Genomic DNA, 19,100 nt, shown 5'->3' on the forward strand with positions numbered 1-19,100 from the left:
TGAGAAAGGAGTGACGGGTGCATGGCCCAGCTATCGAGGTTGAGAGCAGGATGACCTGTTGCCGCTTCGTGAAAGCCCGGATCGATGTAATCGGGTCCGCTCTTCACGCCCCGTACCTTCACGCCGTTCCTCGCAAAAGCACGAAGCAGGCCCACGGTGACGCTGGTCTTTCCAGAGCCGGAGCGTGGCGCACCAACAATAATCGCGCGTGGTGTCAAGAGCGTTGACCGGGTGTTAGAAGCTTGCGTACTGGCACAATATCACCGATGACGATAAGTGCAGGAGCGGCAAAATCCTGTCGCCGCACTTCGGCTTCGACCGTTTCGAGCTTGGCGAGCAAGATCCGCTCATCGGGAGTAGATACCGCCATCAGTACGGCAACTGGCGTCTGAGCCGCCATGCCGCCCTCCATCAAAAGCCGACTGATCTCTCCGATCATCTTTAGACCCATATAGACGACGATCGGTTCGCCCAGTCTCGCAAGGGCGTGCCAGTCGAGATGATCTTCAGAGCCGGCGGCGTGACCGGTAGTGAACGTAATGGAGCGACTTATACCTCTCATGGTGGCCGGGATGCGCGCAGAGGCGAGTGCTGCAATTGCAGAAGTCATGCCTGGCAGAATACGACACGGTATGCCAGCCTGGACAAGCGCCTCTGCTTCCTCTCCACCCCGGCCGAAGATGAAGGGATCTCCTCCTTTGAGCCTCAACACCTTCTTGCCCGACCGCGCGAGCCGGATCAGCGTGGAGGTAATGTTGTCTTGGGTTTCCGATGGCTTGCCACCCCGCTTTCCGGCAAAATGCAGTTCCGCGGAACCGGTGGCGAGTGCGAGAACTTCAGGGGAGACAAGCGCGTCATAAACAATGCTGTCTGTTTTTGACAACGCGTCTGCAACTTCCAGCGTAAGGTAGCGCGGATGACCAGGACCTGCTCCCGCAAGCCAGACATGCCCGGGCTCAAAAGCTGGGTCGGATGCGGAGATGGTTGCGAGTGTATCTATTAAGTTCATGCGGCAACCTTTTGCCAATGACGCGGATCGGCTGCAAGGATATACAAACGTTCATGATCAGCGAAGGCAAGAACCTCCGCCGTGGTTGGACCACGGGCACCTGCGCGGCAGCAGCGACCAAGGCGGCATGTCAGGCTTTGCTCGAAGGCCATTTCCCCCCGATCGTGGAGGTTACGTTGCCGGGTGGGCAGAGGCCGGCATTTGTGCTGGCGCAGGAGACAATGGGTGCAGGATTTGCAACCGCTGGAATCGTCAAGGATGCCGGAGACGATCCTGATGTGACGCATGGAGCAATGATCTGCAGCACTGTACGCCGCAGCGACCATGGCTCCGGTATTACATTTCGAGCCGGCAAGGGAGTGGGGCGGATCACCCGTCCCGGATTGCCCTTGCCGCCGGGCGAGCCTGCGATCAACCCGGTGCCACGCAAGATGATCATCGCAGCGATTTCCGAAGTTGCCGGACCGCATGCCGACATGGAAGTCGAAATATCGGTCTTGGATGGCGAAAGACTCGCGGAAAAGACACTCAACCCGCGTCTTGGCATCATCGGCGGGATATCGATCCTTGGCACTACCGGGATCGTGATTCCGTTCTCCTGTTCTGCATGGATCCACTCGATCTGGCGGGGCATCGATGTCGCTCGGGCGGCTGGCCTCACTCACGTTGCCGGGGCGACCGGGAGTACATCCGAGCGTGCCGTTGCTGCGCACCATCACCTTCCCGAGATTGCCTTGATCGATATGGGCGATTTCATCGGTGGCATGCTGAAATATCTGCGCGATCACCCGGTGTCGCACGTCACGATCGCGGGAGGTGTTGCCAAGATGACGAAGCTCGCTCAGGGGATGCTCGATGTCCATTCCAAGCGCGGACTGGCTGACTTGGAAGCGCTTGCGCAAGTTGCACGTGACGGCGGCGCGGAGGAGGATCTTGCTCTTCAGATCGCGGCCGCCAACACTGTGGCTGGTGCATTTGAAATAGCCTTGGAGGCGGGTCTCGATCTGGGCGACCGGGTTGCGTCGCTTGCATGGACGACCGCGTCCAAGGTTCTGAACAGGCCTGACATCTCGCTCGAAGTCCTGGTGTTCGACCGTGAGGGCGGCCTTAGGGGATTGGCACCCTTCGCGCCAACCGGTCATTCAGAAGCCTCACAGTCTTGAGCCCACCCCGGGCGGAAGCGCCGGACGTAATCCGCATTGTAGAGCTGACTTTCGGGGTAGTTACCTGCGTCAAGGCTACGACCAACAAAGATCAGGGCTGTCCGCTCGACGGGCTCGGAGGCAAGTTTGGCCTCAATGTCTGCCAACGTGCCGCGGATGATCCGCTCCTCCGGCCAACTGGCCTTCACGACAATCGCGACTGGGCATGCGGCGCCGTAGTATGGAATGAGTTCTTCAACGATACGGCCCATGACATGTACGGCAAGATGAACAGCAAGCGTTGCGCCCGTTGCCGCGAAGGCTGCAAGCGTCTCACCCTCCGGCATCGGGGAAGCGCGGCCGGAGGTGCGAGTGAGGACAAGACTCTGCGCGAGCTCCGGGATCGTCAGCTCCTGTCGGAGTGCCGCGGCGGCGGCTGCGAAAGATGGAACCCCCGGGGTCATCGTAAAGTCGATGCCGTGTCGTTCCAACCTGCGTATCTGTTCCGCCACCGCACTCCATACCGAAAGATCCCCTGAATGCAGCCGCGCCACATCCTTTCCTTGGCGATGTGCCTTCAAGAACTCATCTTCGATATCTTCCAGCGACAGCGAACCAGTATCCACGATGCGTGCGCCCGGGGGACAGTACTCGATGAGTTCCCGCGGCATGATTGAGCCGGCATAGAGGCAGACAGGCGACCGGGCAATGAGGTCGCGGCCGCGCACGGTGATGAGGTCGGCGGCTCCGGGTCCCGCTCCGATGAAATGGACAGTCATTGAGCCTCCGCCGACTGGGCTAGTGCACACGTGGCGCGTTTGGTTACTATGCGGGTTGCAATCAGGAGAGCGCTGGCGCCTGCCACGGCAAGCGCTGCTGCTTCTGAGAGGCTGGTCGATTGTGTGTGTGCGAGGCTCTGGCGGGAGATTGTGTGAGTTCGCGGCGCAGATGCCCTCAGTTCCTCGTCTCCTACTATGTGAAGCGGCAAACCGAGGCGCTGTGCAAGGTCTATTAAGCCCGTTTCGTTCGCCTTGATCCGTCCTGTGGCCAAGGCGCGAATAGAAGCAGGATCGATGCGGGCGCGATCACAGGCCGAAAGCAGTGCGGCTTCGAGTTCATTCACGGGCGTTCCGCGCCTGCAGCCCATCCCGGCCACGATCATTGTTGCTCCTCCGTCTTCTGCCAGATCCATTGCGTCACTGGCATTGCTACCTTCCAGCCTTGCATTGAACCCACCGGCTCCACCCGGCTAACCTGCAGGCGGATGAATTGGCCCCCTAGCCGCGCGTGTGCGGCAAGCAGAACTGTCTCCATCTCAAGTGTCACGGCATTTGCCACCAGCCGCCCTCCGGGCTTCAGTCGTGCCGCAGCCGCTTCGAGTAAGCCGTTCTCGCTGCCGCCACCGCCGATGAAGATTGCATCTGGATCGTCAAGGTCGGTAAGGACCCCTGGAGCGGTGCCTTCAACGACCTTGAGATCCGGTACTCCACAGGTTTGAGCATTCCGACACGCGCGTGCTGCCCGGACTGGATTCCTTTCTACTGCAATGGCTCGCATCGACGGATGCCGCAACATCCATTCTATCCCGATCGATCCTGAGCCTGCGCCGATGTCCCATAACAACTCGCCACGGCGGGGAGCGAGGGCCGAAAGCGTCACGGCACGGACTTCGCGTTTTGTAATCTGACCATAGTGCTCGAACAGATCGTCGTCGAGGCCGTTCGAAAGGGGCAAGATACGCCCTGTTCCGTACAACTCAATCGCGACGACGTTTAGTTCATTAATGTCGTCGAACCGAAACTCCGATGCCCGAGATGTTCGCAAGCGCTCCTTGTCGCCGCCAATCGCCTCAAGAACCGTCATTCGGGACTTTCCAAACCCATTTTCGCAGAGCAAGTGTGAAATGGCTGCAGGGCCCTGGCCATCGGATGTCAGTGCCATCACCCGACGGCCTGGATGCAGGAGCGGACGGATCAAGTCGATTGGACGGCCATGAAGCGAAACGGCTTCTACGTCCTGAAGTGGCCAGCCGAGCCTCGATGCTGCAAGCGAGAAGGCTGATGGAGCGGGAAACGCCGCGTATTCGCTGGCAGGTACGAGTTTGGCTAAAGTAACCCCGACGCCGAACAAGAAAGGGTCGCCAGAAGCAAGCACGCAGACCGGCTGCTGCCTCAGCGCCATTACGTCAGCCATTGTTACATCGAATGGCGTTCCCCATGCTCGCGCCTCGCCAGAAATCAAAGGTGATGCAAGTTCGAGGTGTCTCCGGCCTCCAAAGACTACACGAGCAGAAGCTATAGCTCGCTTTGCACCGTCACCTAGTCCAAGAATACCATTCTCGCCGATCCCAACGATGGACAGCCAGCGGGTCAACGGTGCATGGTCGCGGTTCGACTCAGGAGACATTGTGAAGTACCCCATCCTCATACTTGGCGGAACGGCGGAGGCGCGCCGGATCGCGGACCTGCTGGGTGCGGACCGGCGATACGCTGTGCAACTCTCGTTGGCGGGCCGCACCCGATCCCCCGCGGAGCATACCGTCCCCTTGCGGGTTGGCGGTTTCGGGGGGGTGGAAGGACTGGCGCGCTATCTTCGTGCCCAAGATTTTGTCATGCTGGTGGATGCAACACATCCCTATGCTGCGCAGATTTCCGCCAATGCGGCGCTTGCATCGAAGCTTTCGGGTGTCCCGTTGATCGCGTTGCGGCGCGCACCATGGAGCCCTCAGATTGGCGACCGATGGCGGACCACCAGCAGTGTCAGTGATGCCGTCGCGGTGTTGGGACCAAGCCCCCGTCGCGTTTTCCTGACGCTTGGCCGACAGGACTTGCTGCCGTTCGAGGCGGCACCGCAGCACCGCTACGTGATTCGCAGCGTCGATCCGGTGGACCCGCCGCTCAAGGTTCCTCAGGCTGTCTATTTTACCGGCCGCGGCCCCTTCAAGGAAGCTGAAGAGGAGGGACTGTTGCTCGAGCACGACATCGATGTTGTCATCGCGAAGAACAGCGGCGGCCCTGCGAGCTATGGTAAAATCGCGGCGGCCCGGAAGCTTGGAATAGAGGTTGTGCTGATTGATCGGCCATCGCTGCCGGAGGTTCTCAAAGTCGGATCCGTGGACGAATTGGTGCGCTATCTCGCTCATGCTTTCCCGCCTGTGTAGCTGCGGGGAGAATAGACCAGAGGCTGCCTGTCACCTCGCCTGATTAACCGCGTTTCCGCCGAGCCGATAATGATGCACGTCGCCATGTCGGCCATGTCACTGGTCGCATCCGCGAGCGGGAGGACCCGAATAGATTCGTTTGGCCGGCCGGCTGCGCGGCCGAAGATCACCGGTACATCGGCTGGCAAATGGCGACGCAGAAGATCAAGCGCTTCGCTGAGCTGATGCGGACGGGCTTTGCTGACAGGGTTGTAGAAGGCGATGACGAAGCCGGCCTCTGCCGCAGCAGTAATACGCTTTTCGATGATCGCCCAAGGCTTCAGGTTGGTCGAGAGAGAAATGGCACAGAAGTCGTGCCCCAGAGGCGCGCCGGCCTTGGCAGCAACGGCAAGCATGGCTGTGACGCCCGGAACAACAAGAACCTCGAGATCTCTCCAGTCCGAGGGTCCTTCTTCGATTGCCTCACAGACGGCAGCCGCCATGGCGAAAACGCCAGGATCGCCGCCGGAGACGACGCAGACTTTTCCACCTGCGATGGCCATCTGCAACGCCGCCCTGGCGCGGGCCAGCTCCTCGCGGTTGTCCGAAGCGTGGCGGCGCTGGTCGGGACGAAGGGAGAGCCGATCAAGATACGGGAAATAGCCAAAGAAATCCTCAGCAGCGGCAACGGCCGCCGCTGCCTCCGGCGTCATCTGCTCCGGATTACCAGGGCCAAGCCCTACCACAGTCAATGATCCGGCAGCCGATCTGTTCATGGTCGCGTATTCCAGCCAGGGACCAGCACGATTGAGAAGTACGGCGCAGGGCTCTCGTCGCGTGTTTCCAGCGGTTGCGCGCTTCCGCTGGCCATCGTACCGCGTTCCACATAAAGAGCGCCTTGAAGTTTGCCGGCCGCTTGCAAGGCCCGACGAATTTTCGGCAGGTTGCGGCCTACCTTCATGATCACGGCACCATGAGTATCAAGCAGCCGACTTGTCAGCGCCTCTTCAGGCAGAGTCCCCGGCAGGATGCTCAATACGTCATCTCCCTGCACCAGAGGTAGTCCTGCCATTGACCAGCAGCCGGACATCGCGGTTACGCCTGCTACGACTTGGGTCGCATATCGGGAGGCAAGGCGAACATGTAGATGCATGTAGGAGCCATAGAACAACGGATCTCCTTCGCTCAGAACGGCGACCGTGCGTCCCTCATCCAGATGATGGGAAATTTTAGCGGCTGAACGATCAAAGAACTCTGCAATGGAGCGCAGATAGTCGGGCTCATCCTTCTGCGTCTCGACCGTAACCGGATAAACCAGCGGCATTTCTATGATTTCTGGTCGAATGTGCGCGTCGACAATTGCGCGCGCGTTCCCCTTGCTACCTTTCTTGCAGAAGAAGGCGACCACATCGGCCTCCTGAAGAGCTTTGACCGCCTTGAGTGTCACCAATTCCGGATCGCCGGGACCTGTGCCAACGCCCAACAACTTCCCTGTCGTACTTGAAGTCACAAACCAGCCCTCGCGAGCGCATTGATTGCTGCAGCCGTCATTGCCGATCCCCCCATACGTCCGCGCACGACAGCATAAGGAATCCCGAACGAGTGGGCGATCAAGGCATCTTTTGATTCTGCTGCGCCGACAAAGCCTACAGGCATGCCAATTATGGCGGCGGGGCGAGGTGCTCCGGCATCGAGTAGTTCGAGAAGTCGAAAGAGAGCAGTCGGAGCGTTTCCGATTGCGACGAGCGCGCCGCCCATTCCGTCCCATAGATTGAGTGCTGCGGCCGACCGCGTATTCCCGATAGTACGCGCAATCTCGACCGTCCTGCCATCACGCAAGGTGCAGATGACCGGGTTGTCGGCTGGGAGACGAGCGCGGGTAATGCCGTGAGCCACCATTTCTGCATCGCAGAAGATCGGCGCGCCAGCATGCAACGCTCCGCGAGCCTTGGCAACGAAGTCGGCAGAGAAAAGAAAATGTTCCGCAGCCCCGACGAGTCCGCAGGCATGGATCATCCGAACGGCGATGTCGGCCTGTTCTTCGGTGAAGGCAGAGAGATCCGCCTCCTTGCGAATGATATTGAAGGACTGCCGGTAAATAGCATCACCTTCACGGATGTAGTCGTATGAGATCATAAACGTCCTGACATGGTATTGGCGGCTAGCGCAGTTGGACCTAGCCGGGAAAGGCAGGCAGCAGAGCTTTCCCCCTCGCGCTTCTCACGCTTGAGAAAAGTGGCGAGCTGACGGAGCGCGGACTGCGTCTCTGTTCTTGATATGGTAAGAAAAGGACGATCGGCTGCGCGACCAGAGATGAAGGAGATGCCGGTGGCTGTACCGCAAAGGGCAAGAGGGGAAGGCTGAGGATGGGCGCACCCCTTTGGGCAGCCGGTGACATGTAGCTTGAAGGATCCGTCGAGCAGATCCGCAAATTCTGCCAGGACACCGGCGGCCAGACTGTGAGTTGGGATTGCTGCTGACGCGCAGGCGGGACTGCCTGAGCACACTGCGATAGCGCCTCGGGGATCTAGTGGAGCAACTACGAACTCCCGCTGTTCGGCGAAATCGAGCAATGCCTTGCAGGACTGAGACTTACCAAGGAAAAGCACCGAACGTTCGATTGTGGGCTGAACGAGATCGATATGCAGGTCGTTCGCCTTGGCACAAAGCTCACGAAGCCGCTCCGCTGCAATCTGGCCGAATGGGAGGCCGATTCCGACTGCGGACCTCCCGTCCACCAAGGGCCGAATTCCAAAAGGGGGTGTTGCTTCTGTTGAGACCGTGCTGTCGGGGAGGGCCCCGGCGAGATCTCGGCCTCGCGCATCTGGTCCTATCGCTGCCAGCATCTTTAGCAGTCTCGACACCTCCGCTACGGCGTCGCCGCCGCTCATGGTGGCGTGGATGCGGCCGGACACTTCTGTGCCGCCGAGCATGATCGTCCAGCCACCACCTTCCTCATGCGGATTGGCTACAAGTCTGATGTCGGCCAGCAGGTTTGACAACCGCACCTGTCCCCCACCATCGACGACCACAGACATTTTTGGAGCAAGACCTTCGATGCCCCTGCAGCCTTCTCTGATGGCCGCTGCAAGCTCACGGGGATCGGCAATCTCCGTAGCATCCAATCCCGCAAGGGGGGGGTGTTCTACGGCGAGATCTTCCCGTACCGGCAATCCCAGTGCCCGCACGTCTTGGTCTAGTAGCCGTGCTGAAGCATCGCTGAGACCACGGATCTGTAGATTTCCACGTGACGAGATATCGATGATGCCATTCCCGTGGCGGCTCGCGAGCACGCACAACTGCGACAGTTGCCCTGTACTGATACGATCGATTAAGGCGATACGCGCAAGCAGTCCATCACCGGTGCTCATAGGAGAAGACAGGGCAGGGCAGGCTCCACGTCGCAAGCCGCTCTTGTTCGACTCTTGAAAGATCGCTGTCATGCCGCCCTCCCGGGAGCAAGCATTTCCAGTTCCTCGTCTACCGCATTTCTGCGCGGGTGCCAAAGCCCGCGCTGCAGGGCGGAACGAAAACGATCTGCCATGTAACGTGCCCCTTCAGGATTCTGCGACAACAGGAAGTTTCGCACCTGCGGGTCTAGGACATAAGAGTCGTACGTCGCCTCAATCAGCGACTGGGGGATTGCGCAGGTGGTCTCCGCGAAGCCAATCAGCCGATCGACCGCCTCCACTAGCTCAGCAGCGCCGCGCGGTCCGTGCCGCATTTGGCCGGCAACGAAGCGCGGATTGACGACGCGAGCCCTGACCACACGCGTCACAGCTTCGGAAATGGAGCGCGCTTTCGGCTTGTTCGGGTTAGTGGTATCAAGCGCTATGACATCCGCTTTTCCACCCAGCGCCGCGACCGCCGCGGAAAAGCCGCCGATGAAAGACACATCAGCGGATCCATCAAGCAAGTCACGACCGGGATCATCACCGGTATGAACCAGCAAGTCGGCTTCGGCAACGCGATCAGCGAAATGTCCCACTGCTTCACGGGCGCGACCTTCCGCGCCCGTGAAGGCATGGCTTGTGTTATCCAGATAGGCCTGTCCCAATTCCTCGCGTTCATGCCAATCACCGCTGGATAGACGATCCTCGATACCCGCTCCGTAGGTGCCAGGTGCCGAGCCGAATATGCGGAGAGGCACCTGGCCTTGCCGTTCTGCCGCTTCGGCAAGCGGGTTATCACCTGGCGCTTCCCGGCGCTTCGCGATTGCGCGCGTCGCAGCGTCCAAAAGGGCAATGAGGGCGGGGAACATGTCGCGAAACAACCCCGATATCCTCAGCGTCACGTCGACCCGGGGGCGTCCGAGTTGAGCCGGCGGGATGATGTCGAGACCGGTTACGCGCCCGGTTTCGGGATCGTACGTCGGCCGTGCTCCCATAAGCGCAAGAACCTGCGCGACCTCTTCGCCGCCGCTGCGAAGCGACGCACTTCCCCAGAGGTCGAAGATGAGGCTTCTTGGCCATTCACCGTGATCCTGGAGGTATCGACGCAGCACCTCGTCTGCTGCCTGTTTGCCGAGTTCGTATGCCGTAGGGGTGGGAAGGGTACGAGGGTCGCTGGTATAGAGATTGCGGCCAGTGGGCATAACGTCACGGCGACCCCTCGCTGGTGCTCCTGAGGGACCCGGACGGATGTGCCGACCGTCCAAGGCCGCCAGTAAAGCCGCGCGTTCGCAAGCCACACTGGCAAGCCTCAGCCCATCGGTTTCGTCCCTAGCCGCAACGCCGAAGACATGCTGGCCGTCCTTGATCGAGAAATCCTTCAGATCGCACAGGAACGCATCGATCCGCGCGAGCGCAGTGTCGGGATCATCATCACGCGAGAAACCGGCTTCGGCACCAAGGCCGACTTCATGGGCTGTTTCAACTATCAACTGTGCAAGCCGATTTCGGCGCCGCCGATCCAGACCGTCGGCTTGTGCATATTCATCGACAAGCAGTTCCAGTTTCATGTGATCTTCCGTGAGACCGGCGCTGCTCAGCATCGGTGGCAGATGACCGATGGTCACCGCTCCGATCCGCCGTTTTGCCACCGCTGCTTCCCCGGGGTTGGAAACGATGAACGGATAGATGACAGGGAGGCCACCTAGCACGACTTCGGGAAAGCAGGACTTTGACAGCGCAACCGTCTTGCCGGGAAGCCATTCCAGTGTACCATGGGCACCGACATGAACCACGGCGTCGACATTGAGCGTCTGGCGTAGCCACATACCGAACGCAAGCAGGGAATGGCGAGGTGGGAGGTGCGGATCGTGATAATCGGCGCGTCGATTTGCGTGCCGGCCACGGTCAGGAGCGAGCGCAACGGTGACGTTCCCAAAGGTATGCGCGCGGAACCGGAAGACGCCTCCGGCTACGTCAGGATCATGCTCGCATGGACCCCATGCGGCTTCGGTTGCCTCTAAGGCGCCTGCAGGCAGCAGCTGCAAGCTGCGGATGTAGTCATCCAGCGCCAGCCCACCCTCGCACTCCAGCCGGTCCAAAAGATCGCGCGGGCTGCTGGGCTGAGTTGAAAGCCGATATCCTGCGGCTGCCAATGTATCCATAATCGAGAGCACGCTTTGCGGGACGTCCAGTCCAACGGCATAGCCGGTCCGGCCGGGAGCATTTGGATAGTCCGGCATGAGGATCGCTATCTTCCGCTCAGCCCGAGGCGTCCGCTGCATGCGCAGGAAGCTGCCGATCCTTTCAACGACGTGTTCAACTCGATCTAGTTCGGGTTGATTGAAGACACGCGACAACTCGGTACCTTGTTTGAAAGAGATGGCACCGGCGAGAATCCTGCCGTCCAATTCCGGGAGGAAGACGTGCATGGCGAGGTCGGATGGTCCAAGGCCGCGTTCATTACTCGACCACGCGTCCCGTGGCGTCGTTGCGACGACAATCTGGAACACAGGTGCGCCACAGATATCGAAAATAGTGTCGTTATTCACGTCCGCTCCCGCGGCAAAGGCCGTGGTCGACAAGATGGCCGCAGGATCGATCGCCTCCATAGCTGTCTGGACGAAGTCAAGACATTCTGGATCCTTCAAACTGCCGAGGAACAACGGTATGGGAACAAAGCCGCGTGCGGCTAGGCACTCGAACAGTTTGTCGATCGGAGACACATCATCGGCGAGCAGCATCGACCGATAGAAGAGAATTGGCAACCGCGGAGCGGAGCAGGGCTGATTGGCCAGTAGCGAGTCAAGCGCTACTATACCCGTGCCCGGGTGATAGAACCCGCTCTTGGGTACTTCTTGCGCAGGAACAAGGTCAATCACCTGATCACGTGCGAGCGCGTCCAGATGGCCTGCCAGCAGTAGCATGTTATTGCGCCCGCCCTGACGGAAGCAGGCAAGGATGGCAGCCAGTTGATCTGCGTTAACGGTGGATGCCGCTGCAAGACGATCGTCCCGAACACTGCATTCGCCGGGCAGAAGTGCCAGCTTGATATTTCTGGTTCTAGCGAGAGTTGCAAGTTGCTCCACACCATACTGCCACCGATCAAAGCCACCCAAGATGCGCACCAAGATCAGCTTGGCATGGACTGCCGTCTTGTCCAGCCACAAGTCAACCGACATCGGGTGGCGGAGATCGTTGAGGTTTGCCGTGCTGATAGATGTGGCGCCGCTCGCGGGCCAGGCAGAGGTGATGCTGTTGAGATCGCTGGGCGAGAAGGACAGGACCACCACATCAGCCGGTGCCTGTTTCAGGTCAACCGGCTCGATGAGGTCGTCAAGTGACGACGATGTGGTAGCAAGTATGTGCATAATGTCATTCTGGCCTTCAGGCCGCCAGCATTCTCTCGATTGCAGAACGGTCGATGCCTCTTTCACCGATCACGACGAGCCGCGTTTGGCGCGTTTCCCCAGGCGCCCAAACGCGATCGAAATAGTGGTTGACGCGTGAGCCTACCGCCTGAACCTGCAAGCGCATCGGCTTGTTCGCGACGTTTACGAAACCCTTCACGCGCAACACGCCCTTTGCCTCTGCAGTCTCGGCGATCCGCTTGGCAAGATCCTCTGCATCGGCAACTGCAGGCAGATCCAACACGAAGCTCTCGAAGTCATCGTGGTCGTGATCAAGTTCATCATCGTGATGTGTCCTGCGGCTCTCGATATCATCCTCAACCGCCAGTTCCAGTCCGACAAGAACGCCTGGATCGATCGAACCATGGGCGGACGCAACGATCTTCACGGCGCGGGGCAGGTGTGCCGCCACGCGCGACTTTGCCCTTGTAAGGGCGCCCAGATCGAGCAGGTCGGTTTTGGTAAGCACAATCAGGTCGGCGCAGGCGATTTGGTCATCGAAGACTTCTTCGACTGGATCGTCGTGATCGATGGACCCGTCGGCCTGGCGCTGTGCTTCAAGAGCGTCGTGATCACTGGCAACGCGCCCTTCAGCCAAAGCAACCCCGTCCACGACGGCCACAACGGCGTCCACCGTAACACGGGCTTTCACTGCAGGCCAATTGAAGGCCTGAACGAGCGGCTTCGGCAGAGCAAGTCCAGACGTCTCGATTAGGATGTGATCTACGCGGGGTCTGAGGGATAAGATCTGGTTGATCGCCGGTACGAAGTCATCTGCTACCGTGCAGCAGATGCAGCCATTCGCGAGTTCGATAATGTTTTCGTCGGGGCAGCTTTCGATGGCGCAGCCCTTCAAGACCTCGCCATCGATCCCAACGTCGCCGAACTCGTTGACAATGATGGCAACGCGCTTACCTGGGAGCTTCTCCATGAGGTGTCGAATAAGCGTTGTCTTTCCCGCTCCAAGGAAACCGGTCACGACTGTACACGGCACACGATCAACATCGATGGTCATTGGGGCAAGTCCTCATGATGATGGAAAGGAGGGATGCGAGCTGTCATACCTTTGCCGCGGAGACAGGAGGGCCGACCGCGCAAGGGCAGAAAGCCGCGTTCATCCTGAGCGAGCATCATGGCGCCATGGACGATGTCATCAACGTTCCCAAGGGCAAGGTGACCGAACACGTAAGACCATCCGGAGCGGTGCCTGAAGGCTGCGCTCGGACTTTTCTCGCAGTTGGCGAGGCAGGTCACAGGCTTCACCGAAAGTGGCAGATGTGCAGTTGCCTGTCGCAGCGCGTGGATCAGTCCGATCCCGGGCCGCGAGTCATCCTCGGACCCTGCACGGCAGTTTGTGCACACGAAGATCGTTACATCGGGTTCAATGTTAGGCTGATCGTTGATCAATGCCGCGTTCCAACTCAACTGAATGTGGGGCGCGGAGGCAGACTCGCACTTACGGATCTGCCATCGTGATCGTCGCTTCCACCGGAGCACCCCGCCCGGCAAAGCACAGCATCTCAACGGCAGGTCTCCTGGCTCGCGGGTCATTGCTCTCAAACCAGCCTTCCCGGGTGTCTCCCAGTGGCCTTATGGCTGAAGCTATCCGCTTACAGTTGCGGGGGCAGCCGCGGCATTGATCCAAATTGAATCGCACCGCATTCCCTTTTCGTCCCTCCCGTTGCCGGAAAGGAACCGTCAGCATTTCAGTAAGCCCGCGTATGGGGTCGTGTCAATGCGTTCTCCTATTCGGATTGCCCTCAAGGACGATTAGAGTATAGTGCCGATATCGTCGGTGTCCGAACGGGACGAAAAGGGAATGCGGTGAGACTGATAGTCGATTCCGCGGCTGCCCCCGCAACTGTAAGCGGAGAGCTTTACTCCCAAGTGCCACTGGAGAAATCTGGGAAGGCGGGAGAAAGCGTGTGATCCGCAAGCCAGGAGACCTGCCGACGCGTTGGTGAAGAAGATGCTCTCGGGGTTGAGGGCGAAAGGAAACGATATGACGACCAAGACGGCAGCCATTGCACTCGGTGCCTCCGCTTCCAAGATTGTTCCCCTTAGCATAACGGCCATGCTCGGCATGTTTGTTATAGGGTTCGTAGGCTTCTCGCATATGGAGGTTGTTCACAACGCCGCGCACGATTCGCGTCATTCACTCGCGTTCCCCTGCCACTGAGGAAGCCGACATGTACTTGTTTCGCAACATCGTCTTGGCGGCGGTGGTGTCCGGGCTTGTGTCTGGGCTCATCCTTACCGTGCTGCAGAGCTACGCCACGATCCCACTTATTATTCACGCTGAAACCTTTGAAGGCAAAGGCGAGGAGGTTGGGCATTCCCACTCCCATGCGCATGATGAGGGTACGCCTGCACATGATCATGGAGAAGAGGGATGGACGCCGGCCGACGGCACGGAGCGCTTCGTTTACACGGCTGCTTCCAACATGCTTGCTGGGATCGGCTTCGCTCTCATTCTGTTGACGGCGGCGGAGGCGCTGGGAACGCTCAATGGGTGGAGGAGTGGGCTTATGTTTGGCTTAGCCGGCTTCCTTGCCTTCAGCCTGGCGCCGGGGCTCGGACTGCCGCCAGAACTTCCCGGGATGCCTGCAGCCGATCTGGCCGCGCGGCAGTTGTGGTGGTTTGCGACGGTAGCTTTGACCGCACTGGGGCTGGGTCTGCTCGCTTATACCAAAGCGCCAACCCTCGCTGTGTTGGGCATCCTTTCACTTGTTGCCCCTCATCTGTGGGGCGCGCCCCTACCCGACACTCACGAAACAGCGGTTCCGTTGGAATTGCATGCGCGTTTTGTAGCATCCGTTTTCGCAACAAGCCTGCTTTTCTGGGCGATGCTCGGCACAGTCTCAGGCGTTGTGAGAGCTCGACTTCGCGGTGGAGAGGAGGCATATTCCAACGGCGCGGCAGAGCCAGTGCGGTGAAACAGGTCGACGAACAAGTCGAGGCACGCCATCGCGCCAAGATGGCAAACCGTAAATCCATTCAGGATGCTGAAGTTGCGGAGAAGACCTTGGAAAAGGGCCTTCTCCTCGTGCACACCGGCTCCGGCAAGGGTAAATCCACTGCGGCCTTCGGCCTAGCTTTGCGGATGCTTGGCAACAACAGGCGTGTCGGTATCGTCCAGTTCATCAAAGGCGCCTGGTCTACCGGAGAGCAACCTGCGCTCGCGGTCTTCGGAGATCGTGTGGTCTGGCATACGATGGGCGAGGGTTTTACCTGGGAAACGCAGGATCTGAAACGGGACATCGCAGCAGCGGAACGTGCCTGGCAGAAGGCGGTGGACCTGATGCAGGATGAGACGATAGCCCTTGTCGTCCTGGACGAACTGAACATCGCGCTGCGCTACGATTATCTCGACATTGATGCCGTGATCACGACGCTTCAAGCACGGCGCCCTGATCTGCATGTCGTCGTTACCGGGCGCAATGCCAAGCCCGCTCTGCTTGAGGCGGCTGACCTCGTGACGGAGATGACGCTGGTGAAGCACCACTTCAAGGCCGGCGTGAAGGCTCAGGCAGGCATCGAGTTCTGAGCGATGGCAGCCCGCGCATTGATGTTCCAGGGAACGGGCTCGGACGTAGGGAAGTCGCTCGTTGTTGCAGCACTCGCTCGTGCCTTCACACTGCGGGGGGTTACCGTCCTACCGTTCAAGCCGCAGAACATGTCGAACAACGCTGCGGTGACCGCCGATGGCGGTGAGATTGGGCGGGCGCAGGCACTGCAGGCGAGAGCCGCAAACGTGCCCCTCAGTGTTCACATGAACCCGGTACTGCTAAAGCCACAGGGTGACGTGGGCGCGCAGGTCGTGGTGCAGGGCCGTGTACTTTGTAATGCAAGGGCCGCCGAGTATCAGCGGATGAAGGCGGCGCTGATGCCCCATGTCCTGGACAGCTTTTCGAGGCTAAAATCGGCGGCGGATCTGATCTTGGTGGAGGGCGCCGGTAGCGCGTCAGAGATCAATCTGCGCCAAAACGATATCGCCAACATGGGCTTCGCTCGTGCTGCCGATGTGCCGGTCGTGATGATCGGGGATATTGACCGAGGAGGTGTGATTGCGAGCTTGGTCGGAACGAAAGTAGTGCTCGATCCCCCCGATGCGGCAATGATCGCTGGCTTCATTGTCAATCGGTTCCGCGGCGATCCTCTGCTCTTCGAAGAGGGGATGCGACAAGTGGCCGCTTTGACCGGCTGGCAGGCGATCGGGCTGCTGCCCTTCTTCAAGGATGCTTCCCGTCTTCCTGCTGAGGATGCGTTAGGGCTGGGGCAGCCGGAGAAGCGGAAGGTTGGCACCAAACTGCGCGTCGCCGTACCAATCCTGCCGCACATATCGAATTTCGACGATCTCGATCCGCTGGAGGCAGAGCCTGATGTGGATCTGATCCGGGTGCGACCGCACGAGATACTGCCCAATGACTGCGATCTCGTACTTCTCGTCGGTTCCAAAGCTACGATTGCAGATCTCCGGGTCCTGAAGGAGAGTGGCCTCGGCGTTGATATTGTCGCTCACGCACGCCGTGGTGGCCATGTCCTCGGCCTTTGCGGCGGCTACCAGATGCTAGGTCGGAAGGTAAGCGATCCGTTTGGTTTCGAAGGTGAACCGGGCTCGATTGATGGTCTTGCCCTGCTTGACGTAGAGACGCAACTGGATGGGCAGAAGCGACTGCAGGCGGTCGAGGGGCGAAGCTTCGACGGCGAGTTCTTTTCTGGCTATGAAATGCATGTCGGGCGCACGCAGGGACCCGCTTGTTCTCGACCGTTTGCGACTGTCGACGGCAAAGACGAGGGTGCGATCTCAGTGAATGGGCGCGTAACGGGAACCTATGTCCATGGATTATTCGCTGACAATCGGCAACGCTCGGCCTGGCTTTGCAGGATCGGAGGAACCGCATCTCATCTCGATTATAACGCAGAGATAGATGCAGTACTTGACCGCCTTGCGGACCATGTCGAGCAACATCTTGATTTGGACATGCTCCTTACACTTGCGCGCTAAGACGATCAAAGCCGAAAGCTTCACTCATCGAGGTTGAAGCGCGGTCGGTTTGATCCGCACTATTGCTTAGTGCCGCGATGGATTAAACGCTGTTCGACAACAGGCAGGCGTTCACTCGCGATAGTGTGGCGTCAGGTAAGAAAACGTCGACTGGATCAAGCGCGCAAAGTGAGGCGTTCGAATAATCTTCGGCGCGGCGAACTACTGAACGCAGGCACCGGCGGTTCATATCTGTTCAAGAGCGCTGTCGCCCGAAGTCGCGCCGGGATGGCACTGCGGTTCCATGGGTTGACTTGGCTGCATTCGCAAGACGTGCGATCAGCCTCGCTGCTGGGACCGCGAGCACGCGGCCCGAAGTGGTGGTTGGGTCTTCTTTGATCGAGGGCTTGTAGACGCGGCGGCCCTTGAGCACGCGGCTGGTGAGCCCGCTCTTGATACGCTGATACAATCCAGCCGCTACTACTCGCGAGTCTTCCTGACACCGCCTTGGCCCGAAATGTCAATCAGCACCGAACATTCACCCCTTTTACTTATCCAATCTTCACCCCCCCTGTAGACGATCAGCGCTTGGCCTGCCCGGCGCTGGCCGGGGTTGCAGAGGGTAGGCCAAGTGCGGGTGATGGGTATCTCCGGCTTTAGCTTTGAGAGCGGTTTTTGAAGCGCCAGGATTCGTTTCCGGTTTCCACAATCTCGCAGTGATGTGTCAGGCGGTCGAGGAGTGCGGTCGTCATCTTCGCATCGCCGAAGACCGACGGCCATTCGCCGAAGGCAAGGTTCGTGGTGACGATGATCGAGGTGCGCTCGTAAAGCCGACTGATCAAATGGAACAGGAGCTGGCCTCCTGCCTGCGCGAACGGCAGATAGCCGAGTTCATCGAGGATGATGAAGTCGAGGCGTGTAAGGTAATCCGCCGTCCGGCCTTGCTTGCCGTTGCGCGTCTCTGTTTCCAACCGATTGACCAGATCGACAACGTTGAAGAAGCGGCCACGTGTGCTGTTGCGGATGAGAGCACGGGCAATCGCGATGGCCAGATGGCTCTTACCGGTTCCCGTGCCGCCGACGAGAACGACGTTGCGCTGGTCTGCGACGAAGGTGCCGGTGGCCAGTTCCCGCACCAGAGATTCATTGACGGGCGTATCGGCGAAATCGAAGTCGTCGATATCTTTTGCCAACGGCAATTTGGCGATGCTGAGCTGATAGCGAATGGAGCGTGCCTGCTTCTCGGCGATCTCCGACTGCAGGAGATCACCGACAATGCGCGGTGGTTCATGCTGCCGCTTGATGCCGTTTCCCATGACCTCATCGTAGGCGCTGCGCATTCCGTAGAGCTTCAGCGTGCTCATCAGTTCGAGAACCTGCGTGGGTTCCATCAACTTACCCTCCTGAGCCTGTCGTAACGAGCGCAGTCGGCGACCGGCTCATGGGCAAGCCGAAGCGCATCCGGGATTTGCAGGGTCACGGCGGGAGCCGGATCGCGGCTTCGAGCCAGAATATTGATGATCACGGATGCGGAGCAGACGCCATGATCGAGAGCCTCCTGGCAGGCCGCTTCGACAGCCGTGAGACCGTCAACGGGCACGCATGCAAGGATGGCAACCATTTGCCGATCACCATCATCGTCGCTCTTCAGCCGTTTGCGGACCTTCTCCATCGGGGCTGGCAGCGCCCAGTCTCTGAATGGTGCGCCGTTACGCAATGCGCCAGGTTTGCGAGCGAGGACAGGAACATAGTGCCAAGGATTGTAAGTGGTCTCACCTCGGCCGAAGCAACGCTCGTGTTCACCCACATTCATCCCGTCCTGTCGGATAACGATCCGGTCGGCGTAGGCGTGAACTTCGACAGGGCGACCCACCGCCGTTGAGAGGACGGAGTATTTATTGTTATCGAAACGGACCGTGCAGGTCTTTGACACGGATGCCGGGACACTGTGGAAACCGTCGAATTGTCAATGCCGTGTAAATTTTCCCCAGAAGTGCCGAAGTAAAATTCCCCACTTATGCCGA

At 59.4% G+C, this 19,100-nt stretch carries 19 protein-coding genes, 2 pseudogenes and 2 riboswitches; of the genes and pseudogenes, 7 read left to right on the forward strand and 14 right to left on the reverse strand.

From position 1 onward, the window contains the following. Both M0654_RS20315 and cobA read right to left on the reverse strand, forming a co-directional pair. On the reverse strand, positions 1-218 hold a 218-nt coding region (locus tag M0654_RS20315; RefSeq protein WP_449289666.1), incomplete at its 3' end, for a nucleotide-binding protein. After that, positions 215-1,009 (reverse strand): uroporphyrinogen-III C-methyltransferase, encoded by a 795-nt coding sequence (cobA, locus tag M0654_RS20320; RefSeq protein WP_248684642.1) that lies wholly within the window; start codon positions 1,007-1,009, stop codon positions 215-217. The genes cobA and M0654_RS20315, both read right to left, overlap by 4 nt. 53 nt (positions 1,010-1,062) lie before the next feature. On the opposite strand from cobA, the gene M0654_RS20325 reads away from it, so the two are divergent. Further along, positions 1,063-2,172 carry a cobalt-precorrin-5B (C(1))-methyltransferase gene (locus M0654_RS20325; RefSeq protein ID WP_248684643.1) on the forward strand — a complete coding sequence of 370 codons (1,110 nt, stop codon included), beginning with the start codon at positions 1,063-1,065 and terminating at the stop codon, positions 2,170-2,172. Here the strand turns inward: M0654_RS20325 and cobM are convergent. The 3 genes from cobM to cbiE are packed head-to-tail and all read right to left on the reverse strand — an operon-like array spanning position 2,148 to position 4,557. Continuing rightward, positions 2,148-2,930, reverse strand: a complete 783-nt coding sequence (gene cobM / locus M0654_RS20330; RefSeq protein WP_248684644.1) for a precorrin-4 C(11)-methyltransferase — start codon at positions 2,928-2,930, stop codon at positions 2,148-2,150. The genes M0654_RS20325 and cobM overlap by 25 nt on opposite strands. Further along, the gene (locus M0654_RS22970) at positions 2,927-3,343 is read right to left on the reverse strand and encodes a cobalamin biosynthesis protein (protein ID WP_118852051.1); all 417 of its coding nucleotides are present in this window, start codon (positions 3,341-3,343) and stop codon (positions 2,927-2,929) included. Before M0654_RS22970 ends, cobM begins: the two co-directional genes overlap by 4 nt. Then, entirely contained in the window at positions 3,310-4,557 is a 1,248-nt protein-coding gene (cbiE, locus tag M0654_RS20335) for a precorrin-6y C5,15-methyltransferase (decarboxylating) subunit CbiE (RefSeq protein WP_248684645.1), read from the reverse strand. The genes M0654_RS22970 and cbiE overlap by 34 nt, the downstream gene beginning before the upstream one ends. Between cbiE and M0654_RS20340 the strand changes: the two genes are divergently transcribed. Next, positions 4,505-5,311, forward strand: coding sequence for a cobalt-precorrin-6A reductase (locus M0654_RS20340; RefSeq protein ID WP_282571719.1), 807 nt, complete (start codon positions 4,505-4,507; stop codon positions 5,309-5,311). The genes cbiE and M0654_RS20340 overlap by 53 nt on opposite strands. Here M0654_RS20340 and M0654_RS20345 read toward each other — a convergent pair. From M0654_RS20345 to M0654_RS22975, 7 genes are all read right to left on the reverse strand, one after another. Next, the gene (locus M0654_RS20345) at positions 5,290-6,066 is read right to left on the reverse strand and encodes a precorrin-3B C(17)-methyltransferase (protein ID WP_248684646.1); all 777 of its coding nucleotides are present in this window, start codon (positions 6,064-6,066) and stop codon (positions 5,290-5,292) included. The two genes, M0654_RS20340 and M0654_RS20345, sit on opposite strands and share 22 nt — an antisense overlap. Further along, positions 6,063-6,800 (reverse strand): precorrin-2 C(20)-methyltransferase, encoded by a 738-nt coding sequence (locus M0654_RS20350; protein ID WP_118852048.1) that lies wholly within the window; start codon positions 6,798-6,800, stop codon positions 6,063-6,065. Before M0654_RS20350 ends, M0654_RS20345 begins: the two co-directional genes overlap by 4 nt. Further along, positions 6,797-7,426 (reverse strand): precorrin-8X methylmutase, encoded by a 630-nt coding sequence (locus M0654_RS20355; protein WP_248684647.1) that lies wholly within the window; start codon positions 7,424-7,426, stop codon positions 6,797-6,799. The genes M0654_RS20350 and M0654_RS20355 overlap by 4 nt, the downstream gene beginning before the upstream one ends. Beyond that, positions 7,423-8,733 carry a precorrin-3B synthase gene (gene cobG / locus M0654_RS20360; RefSeq protein ID WP_118852046.1) on the reverse strand — a complete coding sequence of 437 codons (1,311 nt, stop codon included), beginning with the start codon at positions 8,731-8,733 and terminating at the stop codon, positions 7,423-7,425. Before cobG ends, M0654_RS20355 begins: the two co-directional genes overlap by 4 nt. Further along, entirely contained in the window at positions 8,730-12,050 is a 3,321-nt protein-coding gene (gene cobN / locus M0654_RS20365; RefSeq protein WP_248684648.1) for a cobaltochelatase subunit CobN, read from the reverse strand. The genes cobG and cobN overlap by 4 nt, the downstream gene beginning before the upstream one ends. A 16-nt stretch (positions 12,051-12,066) precedes the next feature. After that, positions 12,067-13,104, reverse strand: coding sequence for a cobalamin biosynthesis protein CobW (gene cobW / locus M0654_RS20370; protein WP_248684649.1), 1,038 nt, complete (start codon positions 13,102-13,104; stop codon positions 12,067-12,069). Further along, on the reverse strand, positions 13,101-13,640 hold the full coding sequence (locus M0654_RS22975) for a DUF1636 family protein (protein WP_150132736.1): 540 nt from the start codon (positions 13,638-13,640) through the stop codon (positions 13,101-13,103). The genes cobW and M0654_RS22975 overlap by 4 nt, the downstream gene beginning before the upstream one ends. Next, positions 13,598-13,804: riboswitch (cobalamin riboswitch) on the reverse strand. (Overlaps the previous gene by 43 nt.) Positions 13,805-13,865: 61 nt before the next feature. Further along, positions 13,866-14,057: riboswitch (cobalamin riboswitch) on the forward strand. Positions 14,058-14,091: 34 nt separating this feature from the next. On the opposite strand from M0654_RS22975, the gene M0654_RS20375 reads away from it, so the two are divergent. The 5 genes and pseudogenes from M0654_RS20375 to M0654_RS20395 form a co-directional block, all read left to right on the forward strand. After that, complete coding sequence (locus M0654_RS20375) at positions 14,092-14,268, forward strand: CbtB domain-containing protein (RefSeq protein ID WP_118852844.1); 177 nt, start codon at positions 14,092-14,094, stop codon at positions 14,266-14,268. Between the two features lie 10 nt (positions 14,269-14,278). Continuing rightward, positions 14,279-15,025, forward strand: a complete 747-nt coding sequence (locus M0654_RS20380) for a CbtA family protein (protein WP_248684650.1) — start codon at positions 14,279-14,281, stop codon at positions 15,023-15,025. Further along, complete coding sequence (gene cobO, locus M0654_RS20385; protein ID WP_118852041.1) at positions 15,022-15,636, forward strand: cob(I)yrinic acid a,c-diamide adenosyltransferase; 615 nt, start codon at positions 15,022-15,024, stop codon at positions 15,634-15,636. The genes M0654_RS20380 and cobO overlap by 4 nt, the downstream gene beginning before the upstream one ends. Positions 15,637-15,639: 3 nt before the next feature. After that, entirely contained in the window at positions 15,640-17,097 is a 1,458-nt protein-coding gene (locus M0654_RS20390) for a cobyric acid synthase (RefSeq protein ID WP_248684651.1), read from the forward strand. A 266-nt stretch (positions 17,098-17,363) separates the two neighbouring features. Continuing rightward, positions 17,364-17,596: pseudogene (locus M0654_RS20395) on the forward strand (AAA family ATPase); the annotation flags it as partial. 136 nt (positions 17,597-17,732) lie between these two features. Here the strand turns inward: M0654_RS20395 and istB are convergent. Together istB and M0654_RS20405 are read right to left on the reverse strand one after the other, a co-directional pair. Then, positions 17,733-18,467, reverse strand: coding sequence for an IS21-like element helper ATPase IstB (istB, locus tag M0654_RS20400; RefSeq protein WP_248684652.1), 735 nt, complete (start codon positions 18,465-18,467; stop codon positions 17,733-17,735). Beyond that, positions 18,397-19,042, reverse strand: a pseudogene (locus tag M0654_RS20405) (Mu transposase domain-containing protein); the annotation flags it as partial. The gene istB and the pseudogene M0654_RS20405, both read right to left, overlap by 71 nt. Positions 19,043-19,100 lie beyond the last annotated feature (58 nt).

It is taken from the genome of Neorhizobium turbinariae, from assembly GCF_023223505.1.
In the GTDB taxonomy this organism is placed as follows: Bacteria; Pseudomonadota; Alphaproteobacteria; order Rhizobiales; family Rhizobiaceae; genus Neorhizobium; species Neorhizobium turbinariae.

Coding starts and splice junctions, on each gene's coding strand:
- M0654_RS20380 (WP_248684650.1), top strand. CDS start 14,279: ATGTACTTGTTTCGCAACATCGTCTTGGCGGCGGTGGTGTCCGGGCTT.
- M0654_RS20345 (WP_248684646.1), bottom strand. CDS start 6,066: ATGAACAGATCGGCTGCCGGATCATTGACTGTGGTAGGGCTTGGCCCT.
- cobG (WP_118852046.1), bottom strand. CDS start 8,733: ATGACAGCGATCTTTCAAGAGTCGAACAAGAGCGGCTTGCGACGTGGA.
- M0654_RS20355 (WP_248684647.1), bottom strand. CDS start 7,426: ATGATCTCATACGACTACATCCGTGAAGGTGATGCTATTTACCGGCAG.
- M0654_RS20340 (WP_282571719.1), top strand. CDS start 4,505: ATGGACAGCCAGCGGGTCAACGGTGCATGGTCGCGGTTCGACTCAGGA.
- M0654_RS22970 (WP_118852051.1), bottom strand. CDS start 3,343: ATGGATCTGGCAGAAGACGGAGGAGCAACAATGATCGTGGCCGGGATG.
- cobN (WP_248684648.1), bottom strand. CDS start 12,050: ATGCACATACTTGCTACCACATCGTCGTCACTTGACGACCTCATCGAG.
- cbiE (WP_248684645.1), bottom strand. CDS start 4,557: ATGTCTCCTGAGTCGAACCGCGACCATGCACCGTTGACCCGCTGGCTG.
- M0654_RS20390 (WP_248684651.1), top strand. CDS start 15,640: ATGGCAGCCCGCGCATTGATGTTCCAGGGAACGGGCTCGGACGTAGGG.
- cobM (WP_248684644.1), bottom strand. CDS start 2,930: ATGACTGTCCATTTCATCGGAGCGGGACCCGGAGCCGCCGACCTCATC.
- M0654_RS20325 (WP_248684643.1), top strand. CDS start 1,063: ATGATCAGCGAAGGCAAGAACCTCCGCCGTGGTTGGACCACGGGCACC.
- cobA (WP_248684642.1), bottom strand. CDS start 1,009: ATGAACTTAATAGATACACTCGCAACCATCTCCGCATCCGACCCAGCT.
- cobW (WP_248684649.1), bottom strand. CDS start 13,104: ATGACCATCGATGTTGATCGTGTGCCGTGTACAGTCGTGACCGGTTTC.
- istB (WP_248684652.1), bottom strand. CDS start 18,467: ATGGAACCCACGCAGGTTCTCGAACTGATGAGCACGCTGAAGCTCTAC.
- M0654_RS22975 (WP_150132736.1), bottom strand. CDS start 13,640: ATGACCCGCGAGCCAGGAGACCTGCCGTTGAGATGCTGTGCTTTGCCG.
- M0654_RS20375 (WP_118852844.1), top strand. CDS start 14,092: ATGACGACCAAGACGGCAGCCATTGCACTCGGTGCCTCCGCTTCCAAG.